Origin of the sequence: Candidatus Chloroploca sp. Khr17, from assembly GCF_004138165.1 — a bacterium.
In the GTDB taxonomy this organism is placed as follows: domain Bacteria; phylum Chloroflexota; class Chloroflexia; order Chloroflexales; family Chloroflexaceae; genus Chloroploca.
This window is the reverse complement of record NZ_RYFF01000039.1, coordinates 1-25,256: the sequence shown is the minus strand read 5'-3', so window position 1 is coordinate 25,256 and position 25,256 is coordinate 1. Positions and strand designations below refer to the sequence as shown.

Annotated in this window: 20 protein-coding genes; 7 read left to right on the top strand and 13 right to left on the bottom strand. The window is 61.5% G+C overall.

Annotated features, from left to right (window positions below; translation table 11 throughout):
- Position 1 precedes the first annotated feature (1 nt).
- From EKD05_RS18985 to EKD05_RS18930, 12 genes are all read right to left on the bottom strand, one after another.
- The gene (locus tag EKD05_RS18985) at positions 2–1,495 is read right to left on the bottom strand and encodes an RAMP superfamily CRISPR-associated protein (protein WP_129675897.1); all 1,494 of its coding nucleotides are present in this window, start codon (positions 1,493–1,495) and stop codon (positions 2–4) included.
- Complete coding sequence (locus EKD05_RS18980; protein ID WP_129675894.1) at positions 1,492–3,225, bottom strand: hypothetical protein; 1,734 nt, start codon at positions 3,223–3,225, stop codon at positions 1,492–1,494. The genes EKD05_RS18985 and EKD05_RS18980 overlap by 4 nt, the downstream gene beginning before the upstream one ends.
- Positions 3,222–3,869: an RAMP superfamily CRISPR-associated protein gene (locus EKD05_RS18975; RefSeq protein WP_129675891.1), complete on the bottom strand. Its 648-nt coding sequence runs from the start codon at positions 3,867–3,869 to the stop codon at positions 3,222–3,224. Before EKD05_RS18975 ends, EKD05_RS18980 begins: the two co-directional genes overlap by 4 nt.
- Positions 3,866–5,494 carry a hypothetical protein gene (locus EKD05_RS18970; RefSeq protein ID WP_129675888.1) on the bottom strand — a complete coding sequence of 543 codons (1,629 nt, stop codon included), beginning with the start codon at positions 5,492–5,494 and terminating at the stop codon, positions 3,866–3,868. The genes EKD05_RS18975 and EKD05_RS18970 overlap by 4 nt, the downstream gene beginning before the upstream one ends.
- Position 5,495: 1 nt before the next feature.
- The gene (locus tag EKD05_RS18965; protein ID WP_129675885.1) at positions 5,496–6,842 is read right to left on the bottom strand and encodes a Card1-like endonuclease domain-containing protein; all 1,347 of its coding nucleotides are present in this window, start codon (positions 6,840–6,842) and stop codon (positions 5,496–5,498) included.
- Between the two features lie 112 nt (positions 6,843–6,954).
- Positions 6,955–10,047 (bottom strand): DUF1156 domain-containing protein, encoded by a 3,093-nt coding sequence (locus EKD05_RS18960; RefSeq protein ID WP_129675883.1) that lies wholly within the window; start codon positions 10,045–10,047, stop codon positions 6,955–6,957.
- An 11-nt stretch (positions 10,048–10,058) separates the two neighbouring features.
- The gene (locus EKD05_RS18955) at positions 10,059–10,394 is read right to left on the bottom strand and encodes a type II toxin-antitoxin system VapC family toxin (RefSeq protein WP_205703983.1); all 336 of its coding nucleotides are present in this window, start codon (positions 10,392–10,394) and stop codon (positions 10,059–10,061) included.
- Between the two features lie 116 nt (positions 10,395–10,510).
- Positions 10,511–10,894: a hypothetical protein gene (locus EKD05_RS18950; protein WP_129675877.1), complete on the bottom strand. Its 384-nt coding sequence runs from the start codon at positions 10,892–10,894 to the stop codon at positions 10,511–10,513.
- Between the two features lie 188 nt (positions 10,895–11,082).
- The gene (locus tag EKD05_RS27090; protein ID WP_129675944.1) at positions 11,083–14,688 is read right to left on the bottom strand and encodes a helicase-related protein; all 3,606 of its coding nucleotides are present in this window, start codon (positions 14,686–14,688) and stop codon (positions 11,083–11,085) included.
- Positions 14,689–15,432: 744 nt separating this feature from the next.
- Entirely contained in the window at positions 15,433–15,936 is a 504-nt protein-coding gene (locus EKD05_RS18940) for a hypothetical protein (protein ID WP_205703982.1), read from the bottom strand.
- 8 nt (positions 15,937–15,944) lie between these two features.
- A complete protein-coding gene (locus tag EKD05_RS18935) occupies positions 15,945–17,195 on the bottom strand; it encodes an AAA family ATPase (protein ID WP_129675871.1) in 1,251 nt (416 codons plus the stop codon).
- Positions 17,196–17,481: 286 nt separating this feature from the next.
- On the bottom strand, positions 17,482–18,102 hold the full coding sequence (locus EKD05_RS18930) for a cold shock and DUF1294 domain-containing protein (RefSeq protein ID WP_129675868.1): 621 nt from the start codon (positions 18,100–18,102) through the stop codon (positions 17,482–17,484).
- A 275-nt stretch (positions 18,103–18,377) separates the two neighbouring features.
- Between EKD05_RS18930 and EKD05_RS18925 the strand changes: the two genes are divergently transcribed.
- On the top strand, positions 18,378–19,394 hold the full coding sequence (locus EKD05_RS18925; protein WP_129675865.1) for a hypothetical protein: 1,017 nt from the start codon (positions 18,378–18,380) through the stop codon (positions 19,392–19,394).
- A 50-nt stretch (positions 19,395–19,444) separates the two neighbouring features.
- On the opposite strand, the gene EKD05_RS18920 is transcribed toward EKD05_RS18925, so the two are convergent.
- A complete protein-coding gene (locus tag EKD05_RS18920) occupies positions 19,445–19,768 on the bottom strand; it encodes a DUF433 domain-containing protein (protein WP_129675862.1) in 324 nt (107 codons plus the stop codon).
- Between the two features lie 500 nt (positions 19,769–20,268).
- On the opposite strand from EKD05_RS18920, the gene EKD05_RS25870 reads away from it, so the two are divergent.
- The 6 genes from EKD05_RS25870 to fxsT all read left to right on the top strand — a co-directional run.
- Complete coding sequence (locus EKD05_RS25870; protein ID WP_165360814.1) at positions 20,269–20,532, top strand: hypothetical protein; 264 nt, start codon at positions 20,269–20,271, stop codon at positions 20,530–20,532.
- A gap of 510 nt (positions 20,533–21,042) precedes the next feature.
- Complete coding sequence (locus EKD05_RS27020) at positions 21,043–21,171, top strand: hypothetical protein (protein WP_255427251.1); 129 nt, start codon at positions 21,043–21,045, stop codon at positions 21,169–21,171.
- Positions 21,168–21,392, top strand: a complete 225-nt coding sequence (locus tag EKD05_RS18910) for a type II toxin-antitoxin system MqsA family antitoxin (RefSeq protein WP_129675859.1) — start codon at positions 21,168–21,170, stop codon at positions 21,390–21,392. The genes EKD05_RS27020 and EKD05_RS18910 overlap by 4 nt, the downstream gene beginning before the upstream one ends.
- A 395-nt stretch (positions 21,393–21,787) precedes the next feature.
- A complete protein-coding gene (locus tag EKD05_RS18905; protein WP_129675856.1) occupies positions 21,788–22,024 on the top strand; it encodes a hypothetical protein in 237 nt (78 codons plus the stop codon).
- Positions 22,021–22,428: a PIN domain-containing protein gene (locus EKD05_RS18900; protein ID WP_129675853.1), complete on the top strand. Its 408-nt coding sequence runs from the start codon at positions 22,021–22,023 to the stop codon at positions 22,426–22,428. The genes EKD05_RS18905 and EKD05_RS18900 overlap by 4 nt, the downstream gene beginning before the upstream one ends.
- A 135-nt stretch (positions 22,429–22,563) precedes the next feature.
- Positions 22,564–25,256, top strand: a 2,693-nt coding sequence (gene fxsT, locus EKD05_RS18895; protein ID WP_165360813.1) for an FxSxx-COOH system tetratricopeptide repeat protein, incomplete at its 3' end; no start/stop codon positions are given.

Genomic DNA, 25,256 nt, shown 5'->3' with positions numbered 1-25,256 from the left:
ACTACCTCGCAGTTTGTTGAAGTGATTTCGCCTCGTGAAACGCCGTAATCGCTTGATTGATCGCCTGCGCCGCTGTGCCAGAGGGGTACGCTCCCGGCTGGATGGTGGCCAAACGAGGGGGCTTCCCATCACCGTCATACCATGTGACGGTCGCTTGGCCTTGTAAGACGCCCCGACCAACATTTGTTGTCCCGCCAACCGGAAGCCATCCAGCGAGCAGATCCTTGAGTACCAGCAGGATCAGCCCCAGCTCACCCTCATGGGGTTTCCAGAGTTCCACGTGTACGGTCGCCCTTCCTGCAACGTCGGTCTGTTCGTCGAAGAGCGCCGTAGGAACGGTTCCCTGGGTGAAGCGATCAAGGGCAACCCGCGTCTGCGTCTGTGGGTGGCTCTGCGTCAGCCGCGCTTCGCTGATCCGTACCCGCGAGGCTCGCGGCTGGCGATCATTGGTTGGGGATTGACCTTCAAAGCGTGGCCCAAAGAGGCGCTCAATCCACGCTTCGGCGTCATGATGGTCACGTACTAACCGCGCAATCCGTAGGGCATGGGCACGCATGACCCCCGCAAGGCTCGTCCCAGGCAGAATCGGTGCACCGCCGCTCTGGAGGTGGGTGACATCAGGCGCAAGCGGCTCGGGGCTAGGGCTACGCACGAGGATGTCGTGAACAACCTGGAGGTTGAGGGCGATGACGACCCGTTCGCGCCGATCAAGGGCAAGCTCAAGGGGGCGAAACGCAGCGGGGGCAGCAGCCTCAAGCACATCGCGGATGGAAACCTGGCTTGGTGGTATCAAATTGGGTTGCTGATGATCTGCTCCGATCCATGTGCGCCAGCCCACTGCGGAACTGAGATCGAAGCGCCGGGCTGACCAAACGGCCCGGACTCTGCCAAGCCCACGCGAGCGCCTTGCCCCAAAGGCGGTCTCACCATGTGTCAAGGCATCAAGCGCCATGGCTAAACTGGCGAGCAGTTCTTGCTCTGTGGGTGGGGTGGGGTGGTGGCGGCTTCCCGGGACTGGCAGCAGCAGATCGATCCGGATGGGAAACGTCGTACCCGCCGGCACAACCTCATAGTCGTACTTCTTCTGATCCTCGGCAGTTCCACTTGTGGGATCAATCGCGACGCCATCACGAATTTCGATACCTTGAGCATCAGGCAATTGCCCAAGCGCATCAAACACGATCAGAGGACTCTGCGATCCGTCGTCATCGCCCCGCCATCCGCCGAAAAGGTGGGCAACCTGAGATGACTCTGGCTTAGCGCTCCAATACCCAGCAAGTCGATCCGTGAGGGCGCTCCGCAACGCGCCAGCGAGGGTTGTCCCTGGTAGCAGCGGCTTACCCTCACGGGAGTCGCGTAGCACGGGCATGTCTATCCGCTCACTCGCACTACCGCCAAGGTGGAGGGCAGTTTCAAGCGTGAGCAGGCCACAGATCACCCACCGCGCTTCGACCGGGCGCGGTGGCATTGCATCAGCAAGGGGGTTTGCAGTCATTGCATATCTCCACGATTCAATCGCGCCAGCGTAACGAGCAGCGCGTCAATGAGATACACCCGTAGCAGCGCCGCATGACCATGCACGATGGCCTCGGCTGCTTCGCGCTGGGTGAGGTGGTGTTGCAGCGCGAGTCTCGTCAAGGTGGTCTGATCACCGGCGGCGTGAAGGAGCGCCGTCCAGCCTGGCGTACCATGATCAGCCTGTGCCAACTGCACGAGCCATGAACGCAGGTTCTGGGACGTCATTGCGCAACGGTCGAGTTGACTCCGCGCAGGCTTTTTGAGAGCGTGACGGTCATCGTCGTCGCACCACTGTGCAAGGCGAGTAAGCGCCTCTGCAGCGGTTTGCTCATCGACAACGGGGCGGAAGAGCGTACGTAAGCGCCCAAGCAAACTCGTCGTTGGGCGCTGCTTTGCCTTGGCAGCAAGCTCAGCAGCCACCCGATCCAGTTCTGCCCGTGCCGCCGCCAGAACGATGCGCGCTTCGAGGGCGTCAAGGTGCTGGCGTTGCTCTGGGGCCATCCCTGTAAGCACAACAGCGCCCTCGTCCCGTGGGTGCGGGTCTGCGTGCGCATCATGAGAACGCAGTCGCATGTGCAGTTGATTGGGAGCTTCGAGGAAGACAAGCCGCCCAAAACCCTCGCTCCGACGCTCGCCGAGTCCATCATGCTCAAGCATGCGCAACTTGGCAACAGAGATCGGGGCCGTCGCTCTAAGCACCAGCACCGTTCCCGCAGCAACGGCTTGCGCTTCGGGAAGATGCAAGCGCCACTTGCGATTAAAGCCACCGACGGTGGTAAAGGCACAACGCATGCGTTCAACCGTCGCGGCACCATCCAACTGGCGGCAAAGCTCGTCGCCTAGTGCAGAGGGATCAAACTGGCCGGTGATCGGGTGGCGACCTAGGTAGGCCGAGGTGAGCAATACTCTGAAGGATGTTTCGGTCAGCAGATCGGTTTGCAGACGTCCAGTAACATGCTCATACTCGCGATCCCCCTGACCAGTAAAGACCAGTTCAGCATCGCCGCCATAGCCCGCTCGCCGGGAACGTCCAAAAAAGATCGGACTACTCGTCAGCAACTGTTTGAGCAAACCAAGGTCGTTCTGCACCTCAGGCTGAAGCTGGATCGTCCCACTGAAGACTTGCTCAGCCTCAAGGTACTCATAGGCAAAGATCGTACCCTGCGACTGCGCGTTCGGAGCGCTTGAATCTTTCCATGGGCGCCCTTTCACCCGGTCACGCTGCTGATGAAGCCGCGATCCAATCGTTGGTGTCGCAACGAGCCACGTACCGCTTGAAACGGAGGCGGACATGAACGATTCAGCGCATGACACAAGGGCAACCTTCGGCCAAACCGCATCGTCGTCATCATCAACAACGAGCGGCGTGGTCTCTCCGCTGAAGCCGGCGAGATCAACCACGTCATCATCAGCGTCCTTCGTGCGCTTCCAAGCGACGGGCAGGGGCATGGATCGTGCGCCGCCTAGTTCGGGATAGGCATGCAGATAGCGCACCTCACCTGAGAGAATGAGTCGCCAAAATTCGTCGCTGTGGTCAGCAAAGCCGTTGGCGAGCAGCCGTGCCGCAACAAGCCCGCGCAGGGTACTCCCGGGAATGAACGCTTTGGTGGCCGCACTGTTGGGATCGCCCGCAAACATCGTCAGGATCGCGGGCGAGCGGAGGCGGAGGGTGTAATGCAGGTAGGTCGGGGTTGCGGGCTTGTTCATTGACTTACCTCCGCATAGTGCCGTGTCTTCGCCAGATCGCCATCAAGGGTCATCTGAAGATGACCGCGTCCTCGGTTGCGCAACAACCCACCGTGGCGCGTGGCTAAGACACACAAACTGAGCAGGCGGAGGTCGGAAGGCTCTGGTTGATAGCCATGCAACCAGGTCAGGCGTGCTTCCAAGCTGCAACCTCGGATCACCAGGCGTGATGAACGCAGTGTGGTTGCATCTGGGGCACCAGTTTCCCGATCCTCAGCCGTCTGATAGCGAATGCAGGTGAACCCATCAAGGATCATGGCCGGGGTGAGCGGATACTCCTGACGCTCAACCGCTTGCCGCACCATGCGGCGGATCGGTTCTGGCAATAGTGCGTCACCAATCCGCAGACGGCAGGCGTCAGCAAGGCTTTGGCTGCGCCCAAGCACGCGCTCTGCCGCTGCCTCAAGGTCAGGAAAATGGGGGGCCATTGAGAGCCATGTGTCACGGAGTAGGCCGCGCACGGTTTTGCCCCCGATACAGGGCATGCCATAGTCATCACGGTCAATGTCTGTATCCACTATACCAGCGGTTCCCTCACCACGGCTGAAGGTGCTATCGGAGAGAAGATCGATCCGCAAAAATGCAGGTTTCTCGTCCTGGGTCATGAGGCGTCCCTCCCTACGTCTGAGTCGCGATCTAAGCGGAGATGCAGATCAAGCAGTTCGGTCGCATCAAGCAACGGGGTGCGTGGGCCAATGAAACCGTTGCTTGATGCGCTTGATAGCCGTGCTGGTAACTGCACGTTCCACGCTTCCAGTTGACGTTTGATACTGTCCCCCCCCGCGTGAACCAGTCCATCCAGCTGCTTCACGCGGCTGCGACTGTTCGCCCAGACATCAGCACCGCGCAACCCTTGCTTGGCTGCCTCGACCGGCCCAAGCAGTTCACGGTCGAGCCAAGCCCACGTCTGAGGACGCGCCTCATGCGTGAGTGGATAGGGGCGCATAGTCAGTTTGTCCCCAGCATACTGACGCTTCCGCAGTTCTGTGATGGTGTCAGAGGGGCGCACCGAGCCGATATGCCAATCGAGCCAGGAGCCCGACTCGGAGTGGTGTTTTTTGTTGTAGCTGTTCCGGGCATACTTGGCGGAAGCACAAAGCCTCTCGGCCAGTTCGTAGCTGCGGTAGAACGATGCGTGGGCTTTCACGAGCGCAACGCCTGCGCAAGCCGTAAGACGCATCTCCCCACCATCTTCACCAAGATGGGGGATCGTCTGCGCCCCAAACGCGTTGAGTGCCGTGACTGCAAGATCCAGCGCGATGCGCCCATCGCACACAAAGGTCAGATCATCGCCGCCAAGTAAGATGGGGCGGATGGGAAGCGAAATTGTCTCCTGATGAGTTTGGAGTGGGAAGTCAAGCTGCGCGGGCATGCCCCGCAGCATCCATTGCTGCACACCTCGCTCGTTCGGCTCTTCAACAAGCGCATTGACGACCCGCGTGACTACGGTCTCAAGAACGTGGGCAAGAAGTTCAGCAAGCTTACTTGACCATGCCCGATACTCCAGACGAACGTGGGCATCGTCAACCTCGTTCTCGATACAGCGTTGCACCCACTGGGTAATCGCGAGGCCAAGACTATTCCCGTCGATATGCACCACCCCGACAAGACTCGTCTCCCCATGACTTCGCCCCATCACATCAAGGTCATCGGGAAAAGCAAACCTCCATCCCGGAACATGGATGAACTGATGGGGCAAGAATTGCTGCCAGCGGCTTTTCGCGTCCTGGAGATGCTCACGTTGCTTGGCAATGCGTGCTGATACGCGTTCACCTTGATCATCACCTTGATCTTTAATAATCGTGATCGCGGGTAGCTCTGTCAGCACACACGACTCTGTCACGCTCAACCCAAGTTGCGGCGCGCTTGGTCGGCGTTCGAGTTTGGCACGAGCCAGATTGATGGCAAGCGCCTTAAGTGCCCAGGCCAACTTCTGGCTATCGTAGGGTTGGTGAGCCACGACGATCTCAAGTCCAGGTGCGCTATCTAGCAACCAGCGCGTGTATCGTGTGGTCCAGGTACGGGCCGCAGATACGTCTTCAAACGCAAGGATAGCGTTGCCGCCACCAGCCAGGATGATCCGGTCTTCCGTGATGCCGTGCTCGATGAGGTTCGCCTTGCTGACCACATGATCGACCATCCATGAAGCGGCAAGCACATCCTTCAGGCGGTTCGAGGCAAAGACGTACCGTTGAATGCCAAGCAGATCAATTCCGGTAAGAACAGCCATGTTAGCTCTCCAACCAAGTTTTCAACGCATGCTGATGCGGCGGGGTAGTGCAATCAGCCCACATGCGGATGTCGTCCAACCCAAACACTCTGGTGGTATTGCTCGCGCCCCACACGTCATCAATATCAGCTTGCAGCTTTGCAACCGTCGTGCTATTGGCGAAGCAAACCAGCGCAGCGCGGGCCAGATCGCCGCCAAGTTGCCGCGAACGCACCGCCACCTCGAAGAGCTTTGATTTGCAAATAGGTTTGGTGTCATCGGTCGTGCATGAGATGAAGTAGGCCCGGTGCCCGCGCATCACGACCACATCAACTTCCAGTTGTGCTTTCCGCTCACCGCGCTTTGCATTGACGCCAACGGTGATTTCAGGTGTTGGCTCAAGGTTGAGCGCATGGATTTGTGCGCCTAACCACTCTTCTAACCATTCACCACCGATGAACTTGTACCACTGCTCAAACCAAGACTCTTTCTCCTTGGTAGTACCAAGTTGGCTAAGCTGTTCTGCCGTGGGGAACTGCGGCAAGCTCAATGTCAAGCCATAATCATCGGTACGGAATGGTTGTGCCGTTGCACGATTCGGTTTATCCTTAAAATGCTCAAGCCGCTTACGCTCTGCATACAGTTTGGCTACGAGTTTTGGATCAGGAAAGACACTCCTCAGGTACGTTAAAGCCTTGTCTAAGTGCTCAGGTATACAAGGTATATCCGAACACTCAGATGCAGTTTGCAGATTCGACAGCACATTGCCGAGAATCGTATGTTCATCGATACTCTTTGCCCCCATATGTGGGTCGGCTAACACGTGACATAAAATCTCACGCGCATCCTCAGCGGTGGGTGCTGGCGGCTTTACTCCCCGTGGCGTACAGGTAATACCATGCAGCGCAAGCACTGTCTCTAGGGTGAGCGGAACATCTGCTGGGAGCGGGACAGCATTCCCGTCATCGAAACGCAAGCGTGGCGTGTGCTTCGAGCCGCCCTCATCAAGATAGGAGGCTTGTGTACCGGTGCCATCAGCCTTCTGAAAGGCGAGGCGCGCATGAGCCGCCATTACTTTCGTGCCACCGGTGTAGTGTAAGTGGGTTGTCGGGCCGACCAGGGGACTGATCGCCCGCGACACCGTTGTTGCACATGTGGCATCCTCCACGAAGTGATCATCGAGGGTGATCGTTGCGCCCAGCGCCTGGCGCAATGCTCGCTTCAACCGATCTTTTGCCGACTCGGTCTCGTCGGTATAAACGAGCGTGATGGCGCTTGGATGTAGTGTGCAGGCCGCGAGATAGTTTGGCAGTGGGTTTGAACCCACCAGCAGGATAAGCGTGGATCCCGACGCGCATTGACCACTCATAAGCTAAACTCCTAGCTAGCGGAACTCCAACGTACCGCAAAGGGGGCGAAGGTGTGCAAAGATGTTTTGTCTATCTTCTGCTCTCGGCTCTCGGCGTCCTCGGTGGTAACCATCACGTGTCCTCGGCAGTAAACATCGTGTGCTGCTGCGACATGCGCTCCTGCTTCACAGAAAGCGTTGCCATTTCTGACCAACTCTGCACCAGGCTGTTGTAGGCCAGCGCTTCGGCGGCCCACTTCTTGCGCTCGCAGAGGGCGTAGAGGCGATAGGCCAACTCGCGAGCGATGGCGGCGTGCGCCCCCAGTTTCGCTAGCAGGTCAGCCGCCCGCACCTCACCCTGATCGAGCACCCGTACCAGGTGGTGGGTCATTTCCCAGACCGTCAGGCGGGTATCGGTCGCGGGATCCCAGTCGGCAGGAAGCTCGCTCGGTTTGAGTAGGCGTACCTTGCCCGCGCCAGAGGCGAGTAGCCCCGCGCTGACCATGCCGCCGACGCTGGTATTTTTGGCTTTGGAGAGCGTTTCAGCGACGCCGTATTCGCCCGCATCAAAGCCATATTGCTCAAACCAGGCGAGCGCCCAGCGCGTCTCGGCATCGAAGTCGCCCTCCTGCTCGGCCAGCACCTCGTCGAGCGTCGCGTTGATCAGGGCCAGGGCCTCGCGCACGCTGAGCGCCTTGCCGCTGGCGTCGATCACCTTGCCGTAGCGCGTGTAGACGCCCATGCCCGGGCCAATGGAGGCCTGGGCGAGATCCACCGGGGCAATGTTGCCGCGCTGCATCGCCGTGAGCGCCAGAGGCACCTCGGCTTTCAGCGCCGCCACGAAGTCGCGCCGGGTGGCGGTGGGGGCATCCGTGGGACGCGGGCGGCAAACCAGGACGATGGAGGAGGCGAGGGCGTTGGAGTCTTTGCCGATTAGTCTGTTACTCAGCTCTGTCCGCATCGGCCAGGTGCCGCTTATGCCGAAGCCAGCGCGGATAACCGCATCAAGGAAGGTCTCCCAGCCGGTGCTGGAGGTGCCGTCAGCCTTGTCGGTTTCAGCCTGCTTGAAGGCGTAGTAGATAGTGGTCGGAAAGGCCAGGTGCGACTGCTCGGCCAGTCGCCGCATGGCGCGGGTCATCCCGTCGAGGAAGAACTGCTCAGCCTGTGCCTTGCCGCCGTGGCGGTAAGGCGTGGCAACCAACTCCTCGGCCTTGGGCACAGCCAGGGTGGCGAAGAGGTCGGGGAAGACCGGCCGCAGGGTGTGTCTCAACCAGACGTAGAAGAAGTCGGAGAGGTCGGCGTAGCCGATGTTATCGTAATAGGGTGGATCTGTTGAGAAAATAGCAAAGTGTGACGAGGATAGATCAGTAACGTTTTTTTGAAATGCAATGCCATGATAAGAAGATGCTGTACCTTCAACTGCCTCTATCGTCCACCGTAAAGACTCTGCGAATCCTCCAGTTTGTTCCCCAATTGCATTCACTTCAACGTAATCCCATGACATTGGAAGAGCTTGACGACTAAAAGTGTTGTACATACTGTCTCGCGTCGGCATCCATCGGGTCAAAGACGAACCGCGATCCGCCACCTTGCTCAACGCAAACGCCAAATACACCGCCACCGCCTCGGCATACGCCGTCGCGCCGGTGCCGCCCGCATCGATCCCACGCCCATCCTCGTGCATCCCGGCGGTCAGCGCATCGCGCCGCACCTGCTCACGCGCCTCGCCTACCAGTTCAGCGAAGGTGTTCAAGGCGACGAGTTGGCGTGGGGTAAAGAGATGTTTGAAGTGGGTCATCCCGTAGAGTGGCGTAAACATAGATCGTCGATCAGGCGCAATCTCTGTTTCCGGTTCCCACTCCGGCTTTGCCTGACGTGCAATCGTCTCATGCTCTGGCGTTGGGGCAAGATAGACGCGCCCGCGATGCCCTTCAGCGACAATTGCCATGAGCCGTGCGCCCATGCGCCCAGCGACGCCCTCAGCCTTAATATGGTCTCCCTGGATGGGGGTTTCCGACATGAGACAGCGAAAGTTGGCCCCGCGTGCCAGCTTCGTGCCATTCTTCGCTGCCTCAAGATTCTTCGGCTTGCCAACCTTCACGGTAAAGCGGTAGCTGCCGCTCTCAAGCACCGGCTCAACATACGCTTCCTTGCCCGGCTTCGTCGAGAGCATGAAGGTCGAGGCCAGCGGCACATCAACATGGCGGAAGGCCGGGTTGGGGCTTTTCACTGTCCGCGCCCAGAGCCAGGCGATCACGGTCAGCTTCTGGCCAAGGTAGGGCTTGAGATCGGGACGCTCGCGCACCATCTCCGCCGTAATCTCAATCTTGGGGTAGAGATGCCCAATGCGCTTCTCGGCCTCCTCACGCATCCACTGGCCGTAGTAGCGCACGTCCTCGGCCAGGCCCTGGGCACCGAGCCACTGGCGCTCCATGCCATGCATCGGCTCACTCTGGCCCCTGGCCCCTGGCCCCTGACCCCTGACCCCTGGATTGACCGGCGGCATGCCCGCGAACTTGGGCGGAATCTCGATCATCGCCTTGTTGATCAGCACCGCCACCGGGTTCAGGTCGCTGGCGTAGCTCTCCAACCCCAGGCGCTGGGCCTCCAATGGCAATGCACCGCCACCGGCGAAGGGATCGTGGAAGGCTGGCAATTTGTCAGGATTAAACAGTGCAAGCAACCGTTCGCGCTCACGCTCCTCTATTTCCTCTTTTCTCTTTTCTATCTCCTGCCGCTCCGCCGCGCAGGTGCGGCGCCAACTCTTCCAAATCTCATCGCGGGCCTGCTGGAGCACATCCTCGTTGGTGGTGTTCTCCCACAGCACCAGTTGCTCGATCAGCCGGAAGAGGCGCTGGCGCTCGTTGTCGGCGGCGCACTCCTCCAGCGTCGGTGCCTGGCCTGGGTTGAGTGCCGCCCGCTCGCCTGGCACGGGGACGGCCTCGAACGCACGCTGGCGGATCGCCCACGCTGCGTGTTGCTCCACCAGGGTCTGTTGTGCCTGAGCCCGCTTCACGGGATCGCGCAGTACCTCCTCAGGATAGCCCGAGGGATCATCAACCATCTGGGCGAAGATCACCGCCCGCGCCGCTGCCAATGGACGCCTGGCCCACCAGAGGTGCAGGGTGGACGGGTGGCCGTGGCGAATGCTCTTCTCGCGGGCGCTGGCGAGGTTGATCTTCTCCAGGGGCAGGGCGACTTCGATGAGCTTCTTGCGGGTGGGCATGGGAATCCTTGCTATGCAGTGATGTTCTGCCACTCGTCGGCGGGAACCATCCGTGAGAGGTGCCCCACATTGGTGGTGGCAATCACAACCGAGTGCCCAATCCCAATGAGCAGTGCGGCCTGGGCAGCGAGAATAACATCACCATCAAGGGCATCATGCGCGGCAGTCGGCTTGCCCTGCTGCCGCAGCTGTGCCCAGAACTCAGACGCCAGAAACAGCGTTTCCGTCGTAACCGCAAGGTGTCCGATGCGTGCCCGGAGCGCGTCGATCTGATGCACCCCGGTCATGCGCCGGGCGCGTAACAGTTCGCGCCGCACCTCATAGTCCGTAATATCAGGAACGCGCATATTTATCCCCGCAGCAAGCATGTTTTCGAGCCACGTGCGACAGGCATTTGTCTCTGCCGACTTGGGGGAGCCGGTCACTAAGCCCAAGGGGCCAGAATCCAGCAAAATGAAGCGGCTCATTCCGGTTGCTCCAAGTCTGGAAAGAGCTTCCGGTACGAGGTGCGATTGGCGTCAATGGAGCGCATCACATCTTCCCAGGACTCCGTATCCTCGTCATCGTCCTCAGTCTCTGCCTCGCTCCACGAGCGCAGCAGGGCAATCGCCTCCTCAGGAGAACCCTTACCCGGAACAATGAGATCATCAACATTCATTGTTGCCACGAGCGCACGGATTTGCGGCAGCATGTGTACATAGAGTGGCACCTCACGCGAGGGCGTGGCGCGTAACTGGCCGGTCAGCAGTTCCTGGGCCAGCAAGTTTTCGGCTTTGCCTTGCCGCTGCGCCTCAGTGCGCAACCGCTCGTAGAGGTCGGGGGGCAATTCAATGGTCAAACTGGTCATGATTATATTCCTCCCGGTACGCTATTCTTGCAGTCGATACGGCTCACCAGTTCATTATAACCCTCTGCGTACCTCCGCAGCCTCTGGGGTGCGTAGGCTTGTTTTACCGCAGAGGGCGCAGAGGGGTGCTGAGGATTGTACCATTTTCACACCTCTGCGTACCTCCGCGGCCTCTGCGGTGAATGCCCTCACGATGGTTCGCTCGCGCGCGCTAATAACTCGGCAAACGTATAGTTGACGCTCGTCACGCCAAAGTCCGGCTCGCGCTGGAACGGTCGGCGCAGGTACGAGACTTGGTGCGTTCCGTCTGGCTGAAACGCGACCAGGGCCAGGATGTACTGATCGGGCTGGTTGAGCGAATACAGGATCTCGTTCTTCGTTACGGTGATCGTCGCCGCCCCCGCGACGCGGCCCTTGACCTCGATGAAACGGAGCTGGCCCGTGGCTGGGTCGCGGCTTTCGATATCGTAGCCCAGGTGCTCGAACTCGCGATCAACGGGCACATAACCCAACGCGCGCTCGACCGCCATCACTGCCGCCCGCGCCCGCGCCGCAGCAGCCTGGGTGTCAACCGGATGTCCCGCCGGAAGGGGGCGACCGGTGATCGCCGCGATCAACCCCAGCGGTACCACCACCACGCCCCCCAGGATCACGGGCGGCAGCGCCCCGATCTGCGCTTCCCGATCCAACTGCGCCATACGCTGCTGTAACCGCGTTTGCAAGGTATCCGCCCGGCGGCGCGCCTCCTGCGCATTCAGCCGCGCATTCGGCTTGCCCGCCTGCTCCTGCAGCTTCAGTTCCTCGGCCCGATAATCCCAATAGTTGATCTCTTTGGTCAGCCGATCCTGCACGGCAGCCCGCGTCTTGGCGATCAGCGTCAGGCGCTGACTCCGCACCTCCTGCAGGTGGCTCGGCACAATCTCCGCGATGGCATGGCCCAGCACGTGCTGCTCAAGGGGTGGCCCGGCGGCGGTCGCCGGGTCGCGGGTGAGCCAGCCACACGCGGGGTGCGCCAACACCGCTGCCATGTCCGGCTCGCCATCCGCCAGCGGTCGGTAGTCGAGGTACGGCGCATAGCGCAGGCTGCGGGTCGTCCCATCGGCCGCCAGTTCCGCATACAGCAGGTGCTTGGAGATCGTGCGATGCTCGCCGCTTGGGAGCACGCTGGCATCCTGGATGGCATGCTCCAGGGTGAAGAGCACGCGCGGCTGCAGACCGTGATCGCCCTCATCAACCAACACGGTTCCGCGACGCAGCAGATCGCGGTGGCGCTCCAGTAGCAGATCGAGCGTGGCATCGAGCAGCGGGTGGCCGGGGCAGACAAACGCGGCGGGCGGCTGGCCCGGCGGCGTGAGCAGGCCTTTGGCAAAGGCGATCCGCTCGTAGCGGGCCAGCACCGGCTCACCGCTCCCGATCATGCGGTCGCGCTGGCGCACCAGGGCTGGGACGTGGGTTACCTCGTAGCGGTGCGGCTCGCGCTGGCGCACCGTCCCGCCGAGGTACCGAAACGCTTCCAGAAAGAACGAGGCGATGTAGTGCGGTTGCAGCCGTTGTGCCTCCGCCCGTTCCATCTCCGCCCGTACCCACGCGACCTGGCGCGTATCCATCGCGTCGTGAACCAGCGCCCGCTCGTCGAGCAGAGCCTGGAGTTGCCGCTGATCGACCGCGTGTTCAATGGCCTGGGTCAGCCGGGCCTGCACGTCGGGGCGCTCCCCGTAGCGAATGGCATCGAGCAGCAACTCGCGCAGTGGCTGGCCCGCAAACTGGAGCTTGCCGAGCACATCGAAGACCTGGCCGCCCAGGGCTGTCCGGGCCTGTTCGAGCTTCGCCAGCAGCGTCGCATAGACATCGCCTTCGCGGGTCTCTGCGGCCACCAGGTTCCACAGGTGGCACACCTCCGTCTGGCCGATGCGGTGGATACGACCAAAGCGCTGCTCCAGCCGGTTGGGGTTCCAGGGCAGATCGTAGTTGACCATCAGGTGCGCCCGTTGGAGGTTGATACCTTCGCCCGCCGCATCGGTGGCGAGCAACACCTGCACCTCCGGGTCGTGGCGAAAGGCCTCCTGCGCCTTCAGGCGCTCCTCACGCCCCATCCCCCCGTGGATCGTGACCACCGCCGCCTCACGCCCCAGCAACGTCGTGATCCGTTGCCGCAGATAGCTCAGCGTATCGCGGTGCTCCGTAAAGACCACCAGTTTCTGATGCGGCGAGGGGGTGGGTGGCGGCACGGGCGGCGCAGGATAGGCGGCGCGGCCTTCGGCCAGGTGGTTCGCGATGGACGCTGGCGTGAACAACGCGCCCAGCAGACTCGCCAACTCGCGCCACTTGCGATCTTCGCCACTTTGCCGCACCGCCAGGGCCAGCGCCTCCAGCCGCGCCAGGTTGGCAAGCTCGATCTTCAGTTCGTCAATCGTGCGGGCCGCCGTCGCCTGGTCGAGGATCTCCGCTTCAACCTGGGCCACCTCGGTGTCCGGCGCGTCCTCGAGATCATCAAGATCGTCGGCACTGAGATCGGGCGCGGTTGGGACGCTCCCCACACCGCCACCCACCGCCCCACGCTGCAAGAGTTCCAACTCACGCAGACGCTTCTCCAGGCGTTCGCGGCGGCGGTGGAGCGACTGAGAGATCGCCTCGGGCGAGGAGGCCAGGCGGCGCTGGAGCACCGTCAGCGCGAAGCCGACCGTCCCGGCGCGTTTGTCGTTCTGCAGCGCCTCGGCGCGGTTGAACTCCTCGCGGACATAGTTGGTCACCTCGCGGTAGAGCTGCGCCTCGGCGTCGGAGAGCGTGTAGGGGACGGTGTAGGCGATGCGTTCGGGGAAGAGCGGCGTGCCATCGAACTTGAGCAGGCGCTCCTTGACCATGCGCCGCATGAGGTCAGCGACATCCACCTGATGCACCCCATCGCGGAAGCGCCCCTCGAAGCGGTCGCCGTCGAGCAGGGCCAGGAAGAGCTGGAAATCCTCTTCCTTGCCATTGTGTGGCGTGGCCGTCATGAGCAGGAAGTGACGGGTGAGCGTGCCAAGCACCTGGCCCAGCCGATAGCGCTTGGTATACTTCACCTCACCGCCGAAGAAGGTCGCCGCAAGCTTGTGCGCCTCATCGCACACCACGAGATCCCAGCGGGCGTCGGGGGCCTGGAGCTTCTGCTGCACCGCCTCGTCGCGGGCCAGTTTGTCGAGGCGGGCAATCACCAGGTGGTTCTCCAGGAACCAGTTGCCGGTGCGGGCTGCCTCCAACTTGTCGTTGGTCAGGATCTCGAAGGGCAGGTGGAAGCGCCGGTACAGCTCATCCTGCCACTGCTCGGCCAGGCTGCCGGGGGAGACAATGAGGCAGCGCTGGAGATCACCGCGAGCGATGAGCTCCTTGATCAACAGCCCGGCCATAATCGTCTTGCCCGCGCCGGGGTCATCGGCGAGCAAGAAACGTAATGGCTGGCGCGTGAGCATGGTCTCATACACGGCGGTAATCTGGTGGGGCAGCGGCTCGACCAGCGAGGTATGCACCGCCAGCACCGGATCAAAGAGATGGGCCAGGCGGATGCGGTGGGCCTCGGCGACTAGGCGGAAGAGTCGCCCATCGCCATCGAAGCTCCAGGCACGGCCGGCGTTGACCAGGGTCAAGGTCGGCTCATCGTCACGGTAGAGCAAGCGGGTACCAGGCCGCCCCTCGGCGTCCTTATAGGTGAGGTCAACCGCCGTTGACCCATACCACTGCACCGCCACCACGGTCACCGCCCCCATCGGCACAATGCCATGCAGCACCGTCCCCGGCGTGACTGCTTCCAAGCGCACCATCGCGTGCTCACTTCGTTGCGGGACGCTGCGACCGGAGAGCCACCCGGTCGTGCCCCCCATCGCCGCACTGCCCCTACGATACCACACATGGGGAACCACGGTGTAACCACGATCTACCTTTGCCCGCAGAATCAAGGAGAAATGGGAGCAAAAAAGCGGAACGATGAATGCGGAAAGATAAAAGGGGAACATGGGACCACGGTTGTACCGTAGCGACAGAGCGAGCTGGCATGCACGCGCTGCGTCGCTGCTCAGAAGCGCCCCACCACCCCCACCACCCCGGCCAACCCGAGCAGGGGCAAACCCACCGCTGATCAAGCCTGCCCACGGAGGTCGCGGGCCAACCAGCACATGGCGGCGACCATACGCCTCGCGTCGCCGTGATGCTCCTTGCCCGCTACCATAGCACACCGGGAGCACCGATCCATTACCATGTGCTAACAGTATGTGAAGAACCAGCAAGAAAGGCCGCGCAAAAGCCGATCCAGCCAAGACCCACCGGGAAGCAGCAAGATCGCCCCCAAGCGCGAGGGCTAAAACGCGAGCGCCCATGGTGTCAAAATGGAAAAGAGCAGCGCGCGGCAGGTACGACGCAAAGGCGCAAGGGCGCAAAGATATTTCATCTCGTTGTGTCTTGGTGCCGGGGCATCACGATGTGACGCCCCGGTACCAGGGCGCAGATGTCCGGCTACGTGCCAGCCCCGGTACCAGGGCGCAGATGTCCGGCTACGTGCCAGCAGACGATCACCCCCGCCGCCTTCTTCGCGGTACGGCAAGCGGGGCAACTGGTTCGTAGGCCTTCAATCCCTGATCGCCGGTCAAAATTTCAACCGCATAGCCCATTTGCGCGTAGTGATCGGCCACATCCTTAATCGTGGCGTCACCGAGCGAGAAGCTTCGGCTGGCAAGTTCGGGCCAGGCATCGGCCAACCGTTTCAATTTTTCTGCCGACCATAACACGGATTGATCGGAGAACGCCGCCCATGGCGACGCTTGATCGGCGCTTTTTCGCATCAGATCCGCCAGCGCCTCCCCGCGTTCTTTGCGGCTATGATGCGCTTGTGCGATATGATTGCCCGTTTCGATAATGCTCGCCAGGGGCAGCACGAACGTCGTCTTTTTAGCCATTTCTGCCTGAAGCTTGGCGTCAACGCGCTGCTTGTCCCACCTGTCGTGATCCGGCCCACAGCTATCCATACCCGGCACATCCAGCCAGACGCACAGGATGCTGGTATCAATGATCAACACGCGCCTCGTCATGTGCCCTCCCGCTTGAGGGCAGTTTCCAGGCGACCTTGACTAGACAAGGTGCCCAAACTCCCACCGGCAAGCAGTTTCGGCAAGGGCTCAAGTTCTTCGAGTTGGGTGAAGGTACTCCAACCGGAGTTGTTATCACGGTGCGCAACGGTAATAAAGGGCACCATGGCAACACCCGCCGCATCCAACAAGGCTGGGTTATGGGTGGTTACCAAGATATCGATCTTCCGCTCCGCGCCAAGCGTCTGAAGCATGGTGACCAGGAGGTGGGCACGCGATGGGTGCAAGCCGTTATCCACCTCCTCGATCACCAGGAGGCTGCCAGGCTCACGGGTCAGCAAGGCGGTGATAATCGCAAGAAAACGCAGCGTGCCGTCAGACATGCCCCTGGCGTCAATTTCATGGGTAGCCTGCTGCCCCCACTCTTCCTCACAATAGAGCATGGCATCGGTGCCGAATTTGCCGACCGGTTCCGTCCAGATCCGCTTGATATCGCGCTCCGGTAGTTCTTTCAGATAGTGGGTTAGCGTACGCTCGATCGCATCTTTACGCGTGTCTTCCAAGCCAGCCAGGACGCCCGCAAGATTGGAACCATCAGCGAGCAAGGTGTCTGAGAGGGTCGTGTACGCGCGCATATGGCTGGGAATGGGATCGAAGAGGAAGATCTTTTGCAGCTTGGACAAGACAGCGCGTGCGCCGTCCAACACCTCTTTGCGAACCGAAAGCGTCTCTGTCTGAGCCAGAATGGTGTGACTCCGGCTCAACTCGATCCGCTTGCCCGGCCCCTGGGTACCGGTTGAAAAATAGGTAGGAAGCGACGGCGTATTCGCATCTTCCTGTTTCGTGTGGAAGAGGGTCTTTGCGTGCGCTTGTTCGCTTCGTGGACGGTAGGTAAGCAACGTCAACTGCTCGGCGGAGACGTCCGCTTTGGTGCCATTCACCTGAACCGTAAGGGTATAGCGGTAGTCCTGCTGATCACGCTCACCCTCAACGAGCACTGACAACGTGAACTGCTTTTCCGGCTTGCGACAGATCCACTCCATGCCTCCCCGTAAGGAGGGGAGGTTACTGTCACCGGCAAGAGCAGGAAAAATCGCCACCCCTTGACTGACGCGGTTCAGGAAGAGCAATGCATCAAGGGCATTGGATTTCCCGCTGGCATTGCTCCCGATTAAGATCGTTAACGGATCGATGTAGAGGGTTGCTTCGGCAAAACTTTTCCAATTTTCTAGTTTCAGTTCTTTTATCATAACACCACAACTTTCCCGAGTTTCTGTGCATCATCACGACGACGGTCGAAAGGAGGTACCAACCGGATGAACAAACGCTTTCATGTTCAGGCTATTGTAGCACGCACCATGGAGACCATGACGTGCTCGTGCGAAGCTCCTCATGTCTCACTCGTTGCAACATATCATCAAAGGCGTGCTGAGGATTACGTTGCTCAGGTTCTGCGTCCCAAACGGGTCTTCCGGCCTTTTGCGTTCTTTGCGTTCTTTGCGGCAACCGATCGGAAAACTTCGTTGACAGATTCTATCAGCCCCGCCCCACCACCCACACCACCCCGGCCAGCCCGAGCAGGTGCAGGCCCACCAGCAGCCAGAAGGTGAGTTGGTAGGCCCCCTTCCGGGTTTTGTGGTGCAGCGCCCACTGCGCGATCAGCGCTCCCGGCCAGCCGCCGAGGGCGTCGAGTAGGTGCAACGTCGCTTCAGGGACGCGCCGCTGGCCCTGGGTGGCCTGGCGTTTGTCAAAGCGGTAGACCAGGGCGGTGAACCCGCTGAGCAGCAGATAGGCCAGCACGATCCAGGCGGGCAGCAAGCCGAGCCAACTGATGACGCCGACGGCGAGCAGAAAGAGGCTGCTGGCGAGCAGGGCAAGGCGCAGCGGCGTGCCGAGGCCGGGGCCGACGCGGACGTTCACGGCGCGGAGGCGCTGCTGGGCATCGCGGCCCAGGTCATAGACCACCACGCTGCCGGGGCCGAGGCGGTGCCGACCGGCGACGACCGCCGTGATGTGGACAAAGACCTCCTCGCCGCCGTCCTCGGGGGCAAGGAAGCCATAGCCCTGCGCAGCCTTCCAGGTACGGATGACCCCGCGCTGACGACGGGCCATGGGCTGCTCCTTTCGTGACAGAGGGCTTTGTCTCCTGCGCCACATGCACGTTACCACAACACCGGACTCTGTACAACGTGTTGGGTTAGGATTACCTCGGCTTCTTCAGATCAGAATTCCTCATCTGCCGCTCAGTACTAGAGAACAATGGGACTGTGAGGCCATATCTTCATGAAATGAAATAAGGTATATTTTCAGTTATAAGATAAACCCTTGCTGGGATAATAAAAGCACCGTCTGCATAACGATAACGAGACTCTCATGCACAGCTTGACATTGCACGACATTATGGTGTTGATGACATTCCGGACGCAAGCATCGTGGATACTCGCCTGCAAAGGATCCTGAGCGCTCTTCACGATGAGCAACCCCTCACGCCCTCCACTCTTGATTTTTTACTGCAGCAAGGGCTGTATGAATTGTATCGCCTTGCTATCGGTGCGTTGTCGTATGAACGCTTCCATGAACTAGCGCTTGCTGAACAAGCGCGACGTATGCAGCAAGCGGTGAAGGCAAAACGGGCGCGTGAAGCCCAAGCGGAGATCCGTGAAGCCGGTCGACTTGAACAGGAACGCCGCTCCCTTGACGAGGTCAACAACGCGAATCAAGCGCTATGTCAGCGATACGGAATTCCTGATTTTGTTGCGCCGCGCTGTCCCCATCGGTTAATGGATATCTTGAAGCGGGTGAGCGCAGGCCAGCGGCTGCACGAAAAGGACAGAGCATGGTTAGTTAGCATCGGCGAGGGCTACTTCACCCCTGCGCTCCGTAGTGCGTTCCATCACTTGGAAGCCCGCTTTTTTGCCAGTGAATTCCACAAGACCCACGACCCATGGGCCGCCGTCAACGCCAGTAGTCATTATCGTAAGTGTAATGGTTCTCATAATGCTGATGCCCTCCTCAGCACGATCAATCCCAGGGAGCACCCGCCCAAGCTGCATGCAGCGATCCTCACCACTCATGGTGGCGTGATGAGAGACCTCAAACACTGGTCAAACGCGCTGCTGATGGGCGAGCAAGCGCACGAACTTCAACCCAAAGATTATCGTCCTTGCACCCTGCTGGGCGCAGTTTACATGCAAACGGGACAGCATGCACTTGGACAAGCGTGGTACGACAAAGCCATAGAACGAGGTGCGAACGTTGCTGTCATTGATCGAGATATTCGCACCATCCTCTCTCAACTGCCCCCGCCTCAACGAAGAGCATTGGAGGATTTCTTGCTCGAAGAAGACCCGATCCGATTTGCGTGGATACACCAGAGCCGACGGTCACGTGAGGGCGATGGTTCGGCCAAAAACCCAGAACCAAAGGACTCTGTCCGTCGCCGCCGGTAACCCGTTGCACGTTTGCCAACACCATCAAGCAGATAGCGCACGGCCGTACCTCACGATGCTGCTTCCTGCACGGTGCGCCGTTGACGGAGTTTGCGCACCACCGGGGGAGGGTCACGATCCTGGGTCGCTTGTGCGGCCGCACTACTGGCGAGCCAGGTCGCCAGGTACGTTGCCAAGCGCTCTTGATCGCGCAGATACCAGAGGATGGTCGCATCGACATGCTCCAGGCTCAGCGAAGGAAAGTGCGCGGCAATGGCTTCAGCAGCCTGACCACGATGGACATACTCATACAACACGCTCTCGATCCCGATCCGTGTCCTCGTGATCCGGATGTCATCAGGTGCCAGAATAGTAAAATAGGCTTCCAGATTCATCCTCATCCTTATTTGAATTCAGCCATCCTGTTGTTTCTTTTTTCTACCTCAAAGCATCACTGAAGTCACTCTTCAGTGTAGCACTACCGGGCCACCAGCGCATCCCTCACCGCTGGGCGGGTAGGGCTGAGGCAACGTCATTTCGATTGTGCGCAGATGACGCAGATGACAGCTTCCGCAGCGCAGCGGGGCATGGATTCCCTTCATGCCCGCTCGGTTTGACGCCGAGGCGCAACGGGGCATTGCGCTCGGTGCGCCCTGGCCCCTTGGCGTCAAACGCTCCCCCGCCCGATCACCGTGACCAGCGGGTGGGCCTGCCCGTGGTGGGCCTGTGCCCGCGCCCGCTGGTACGTCGCCCGCCCCCCGCGTAGCGCAGGACGCCTCGGCCTCCCTTGCAACCATCTCGTTTGCGTCATTCCAGCCGAAAGCGAGATGGTTTTCGCCCGGCCTGGCCGCTTGGTTTGACGCAACGGCGCGACGGGTCGTGCGAAACGCGCTCCGTGACCATGCGGCGGTGTGCAGCGCGTCCTCAGGCGCTCGCCGCTTTTCCGCTTTCATCTTTCCGCTTTCATCTTTCCCCCAGCCGGTTGCTGCTGGAGGCGCAGGCGCACGCGGAGGTGGCGGCGCAGCAGGTGGCCGAGGCGCGGGCGGAGGTGGCGCGGCAGGAGGCCGAGGCGCGGGCGGAGGTGGCGCAGCTCGCCGAGGCGGTGACGGCGTTGCAGGCGCAGGTCACGGCGCTGGTGGCGCAGGGGCAGGGGGCGTGAGGGACGCTTTTGCGCCGATGGTGTGTCGGTATGGTTGAGGCCAAGGTGCAGAGGCGCAACGGGGCGCGAGCGAAGCGGCGGGCCTGATCGTGGGTGGTGCAGCACGCCCTGGCGGTGCGATCTTTACGCCTTCGCGCCTTGGCGTCACAACAACCACCGTAGGGCGCTCACCTGACCAGGCTGGTGCGCTAACCTCCGTTGTCCGAAGCTTTGCGCCCTTGCGCCTTGGCGTCAAAACGTGCAGCAGTGCTGGCGCTGCTTGGGCACGGTGCATACGCCGAACGAGCCTCGGTGTCCCCATTGTCGATGGGGTTGGCTTTTGTTGCGGCAAGAACGTTGCGATACGCTGGTACGCATGCCATAATAGGGTCATCGAACCTTCGATCTGCGGATTATTTCAGATGCTCAATCGCCAAAAAGCTGTCTTGCTCCTTTTGCAACAGGCAGGTCGCGCTGTAGCACCGGTTCAACTGATGAAGTGGTCATGCTTCGCGCTTGAACAGGAAATGGATGCGTTGGTGCGCAGTGGAGCAACAGTTTGTCGAGGGGGCGCGGTTGGAGGACGAAATCATTATCATTACCGCCTATGAGCCTGATCCAGCCTTGTGGGAAGCTGATTTCAAAAGGAAACGCCCATGACGTGTGTTATCTGTCGTCAGGCCGAGACCGCGCCTGGCACTACGACGGTGACCCTCACGCGGGGGAAACTGACCTTTGTTGTCCGTGGCGTCCCGGCCCAGATCTGTCCCAACTGTGGCGAAGCCTACGTCAATGAAGAGGCGGCAAGGACGTTGCTCACGACTGCCGAGCACCTCGCTGCCGTGGGGATCCAGGTGGATGTGCGCGATTATGCCGCGTGATGCTGGCTGCGTGAGCCTCATGGCCAGGTTTGACGCAAAGACGCCAAGGCGCAGAGGATCATGAGGGACGCTCGCACGCATGACGAGACTGGTGCCGCCCACCTCCGTTGCCCGAAGCTTTGCGCCTTCGCGCCTTGGCGTCAAAAAAGCAGCGTGGGTCAGTACGCTCCGTCAAGCCGCACAGATTCGTGTCTGAAATCGGGTATACTGAGGACATGCAACGCATCCTACGCTGACAGGGCCTCGTCGATGCCACCAACGCCGCCACACGACGATCCGTTGACCGAACCAGACGCAACGACGATGGCACAGCGCGGATCAAGCGCGTGCTGGCCCTCATGAACGAACGGCGATCAGAACAAGAACGAAGACGGTTGGATCACAGGAGGGTGGGTATGTCAGCCCAAACAAGCGATTATGAAACGATCCTGAGGTTAGTGCGCTCCTGGCCCGCCGCACAACGCTTTGCGCTCGTACAGGATGTGCTCGGCACCCTCGCACCGGTGGAACGGGAGCCACGCCCGACCCTCCCCCACGCACGCGGTTTGCTTGCGACCGATCAGGCTCCGCCGTCCGACGCACAGGTAGCGGAGTGGCTGAACGAGCGGCGCACGGAACGGTATGGGCTATGAACGTCCTGCTTGACACCAATAGTGTGCTTGATGTGTTGCTTGATCGTGCCCCATTTGTGGTTGAGGCCAGCGCCGTGTGGGACGCCTGTGACCGTGGGCGTCTGGTTGGCTTTCTTCCGGCATCAACACTCACCGACATTTTCTACATTGCGCGCCGCACAACTGATCTGGCGCGGGCGCAGGTGGCGGTTGGGTTGTGCCTCGCTGCCTTTGCAATCGCACCGGTTGATCGCCAGACCCTTGAAGATGCGACCGCGCTGCCGGGCCATGATTTTGAGGATAATCTCCTGGTGGCCTGTGCGATACGCCTCGGAGTTGCAGCGATTGTGACGCGAAATGGCGCTGATTTTGCCCATGCGCCGATGCCAGTCTTGACGCCTGCTGAACTCATGGCCCAGTTATGAAGGCAAGCCTGGGCGGGGCGGGCGGGGCGAGGCCAGTTGCGGACGAAAAAGGCGAGAGAAAAGAGAAAAGATTCGTGCCTGCAAGCGAGTATCCTGAGGGCAGGCAACCAAGACAACATGACAGGGGCAATCCCGATGCCACCAACGCCGCCCGCTGACGATCCGTTGACCATCCAGGCCCGCGCCGGGCTGCGCCGCACCCGCTGGCCTGCGCTGCTCGCTGGGGCGGGCGGCGCGGCCACGCTGGGCCTGCTCGGCGCGGCGGGGCTGGCTCCGCTGCTGGCAGGGCTGGGCGTTGGGACGCTGGCGACCGGGCCGGTGGTCGCCTGGCTCACCGGCATGGGCATGAACGCGCTGGCGGGCTGGATCGGCAATCTGGCCGCTGACGGCGTGCAGGCCGCGCTCGCGGAGGACGAACCGGATCCGGCGTGGGTGGCCACTCTGGGCCAGCGCCTCGATGCGGCGGCGGTTAGTGACCAGGCGCTCGCCACTGAACTGGCGCGGCTGCTCCGTACCCTCGACGCGCTGCCCCAAGCGCTTGCGGCCATCGCTGAGGAACAAGGGGCGCAGAGCGATCTGCTGCGCGCCCAGTACGATCTGCTTACCCGTGTCAGTGCCGACATGGAGCGCCTGCACGTGAGCGGCGGCGCGTTGGGGCCAGCCATGATCGCCGAAGCTGACCGGGTGATCGCAGCGCTCACGGCCCGCAGCGATGCTCGCTTCGACGAGGTGATCGCGGCGCTGACCGCCTTGCGTGATACGCAGCGCCAGGCGCTGGTGGATTTTGGCAGCGGCAACCAGTTCCGTGATGTGACGATGGGCGATGTCGCTGGGCGTGATGTCAACAAAAATGCAGGCGATGTCATTTACGGCGACAAGGTTTTCCAGCAAGCCTTCACCCCCCGCCCTGTTGCGGCGACCGCCGAAGAACTCGCTGCGGCCCAGGCCACGCTCGCGGCCCTGCCGACCGCGACGATCCCCCCGCCGCAGGACGTGCTGCCCCCTGGCGCGTGGCTGGGCGGGCTGAGACGCAATCACCAGTTCGTCGGACGTGAAGCCGACCTCCTGGCGCTCGCCACGCTGCTCAAAGGGGGCCAGAGTGTCGCGGTGAACCAGGGGCAAGCCGCCGTTGCCAGTGGTCTGGGTGGCATTGGCAAGACTCAGTTGGCCGTTGAGTTCGCCGCTCGCTACGGTCAGCACTTCGCCGGCGTCTTCTGGCTCTCCTTTGCCCAGCCTGACACCATTCCGACCGAGTTCGCCCGCCTGGGGGGGGCCGCCCATCTCCAACTCTTCACCGACGCGGCGGGCCTCAAACTCAACGAGCAGGTCAATCTGGTACGTTCGCGCCTGGCCTGCGGCCTACCCTACCTGCTGATCTTCGACAACTGCGAAGACCCACAGTTGGTACGTGCGCACCATCCTGGCGGCGCGACCCGAGTACTGATCACCAGCCGCAACCCCGCCTGGCCCGGTGACCTGGGCGTGCAGCGCCATGCGCTCGGCGTGCTCAGCCGGGCCGAAAGCTGCGAATTACTGCGCCAACACCGGCCTGATCTGCGCGACCAGGAGGCTGACGAGCTCGCCCAGGAACTCGGGGATTTGCCGCTGGCCCTGCACCTCGCCGGGCGCTTCCTGGCGAGCCTGGGCAGGCGCTGGAGCGGTGAGCGCTACCTGCAAGAACTGCGCAGCCCACGGCTCTTCGACCGCCTACCGCTGCGCGAACAGGATGGCACGCTGCCGACCGGCCACAACCGCGACGTGGCCCGCAGCTTCGCCCTGAGCTACGAACGGCTTGATCCCGCTGCGACCGAGGACGCGCTGGCCTTGAAACTGCTCGCTCGTGCGGCGCATCTCGTGCCGGGGGAGGTCGTTCCGACCGCGTTGCTGCTGGCGACACTGGCGCAAGCTGATGACGACACCGACGCGGAGTTGGTGGCCGAAGCCGCCCTTGATCGCCTCGTCGCCTTGGGCCTCATCGAGCGCGACGGCGCTGAGAGCCTACGCATGCATCGGCTCGTCGGGGCCTACGTGCGCCAGGTGAGCGCTGATCCCGACGCCCAGGCCGCCGTGGAGCGGGTGGTGATTCGTGTGTCCGGGAACATGGTGGACGCTCCAACCCTTGCGCCAATCACCGCCTTCCTGCCCATCCTGCGCGGGTTCACCGATGCGGCCATGGGGCGCGAGGATGCACGAGCGGCAGATCTCTGCCTCTGGCTGGGACGGCACCTGGATCGCTTGGGCAGCTATGCCCTAGCCCAGCCCTACGCCGAACGCGCCCTGGATATCCGTGAGCGCGTGCTCGGCCCCGAGCATCCCAATACCGCCTTAAGCCTCAACAATCTCGCGGGCCTGCTGGACGCCCAAGGGAACTACGACGCGGCCCGCCCGCTCTATGAACGCGCCCTGGCCCTCAGCGAGCGCGTGCTCGGCCCCGAGCATCCGCAGACCGCTGGAAGCCTCAACAATCTCGCGGGCCTGCACTATGCCCAAGGGAACTACGACGCGGCCCGTCCGCTCTATGAACGCGCCCTGGCCCTCAGCGAGCGCGTGCTCGGCCCCGAGCATCCGCAGACCGCCACCAGCCTCAACAATCTCGCGGGCCTGCACCAAGCCCAAGGGAACTACGACGCGGCCCGCCCGCTCTATGAACGCGCCTTGGCCCTCCGCGAGCGCGTGCTCGGCCCCGAGCATCCGCAGACCGCTGGAAGCCTCAACAATCTCGCGCTCCTGCACTATGCCCAAGGGAACTACCGGAATGTGTCAAGCACCTTTGGACACGAGTCTTGGTCAAATGCGGTGCATACGTGCCACCAGCGTCACGCCATCCG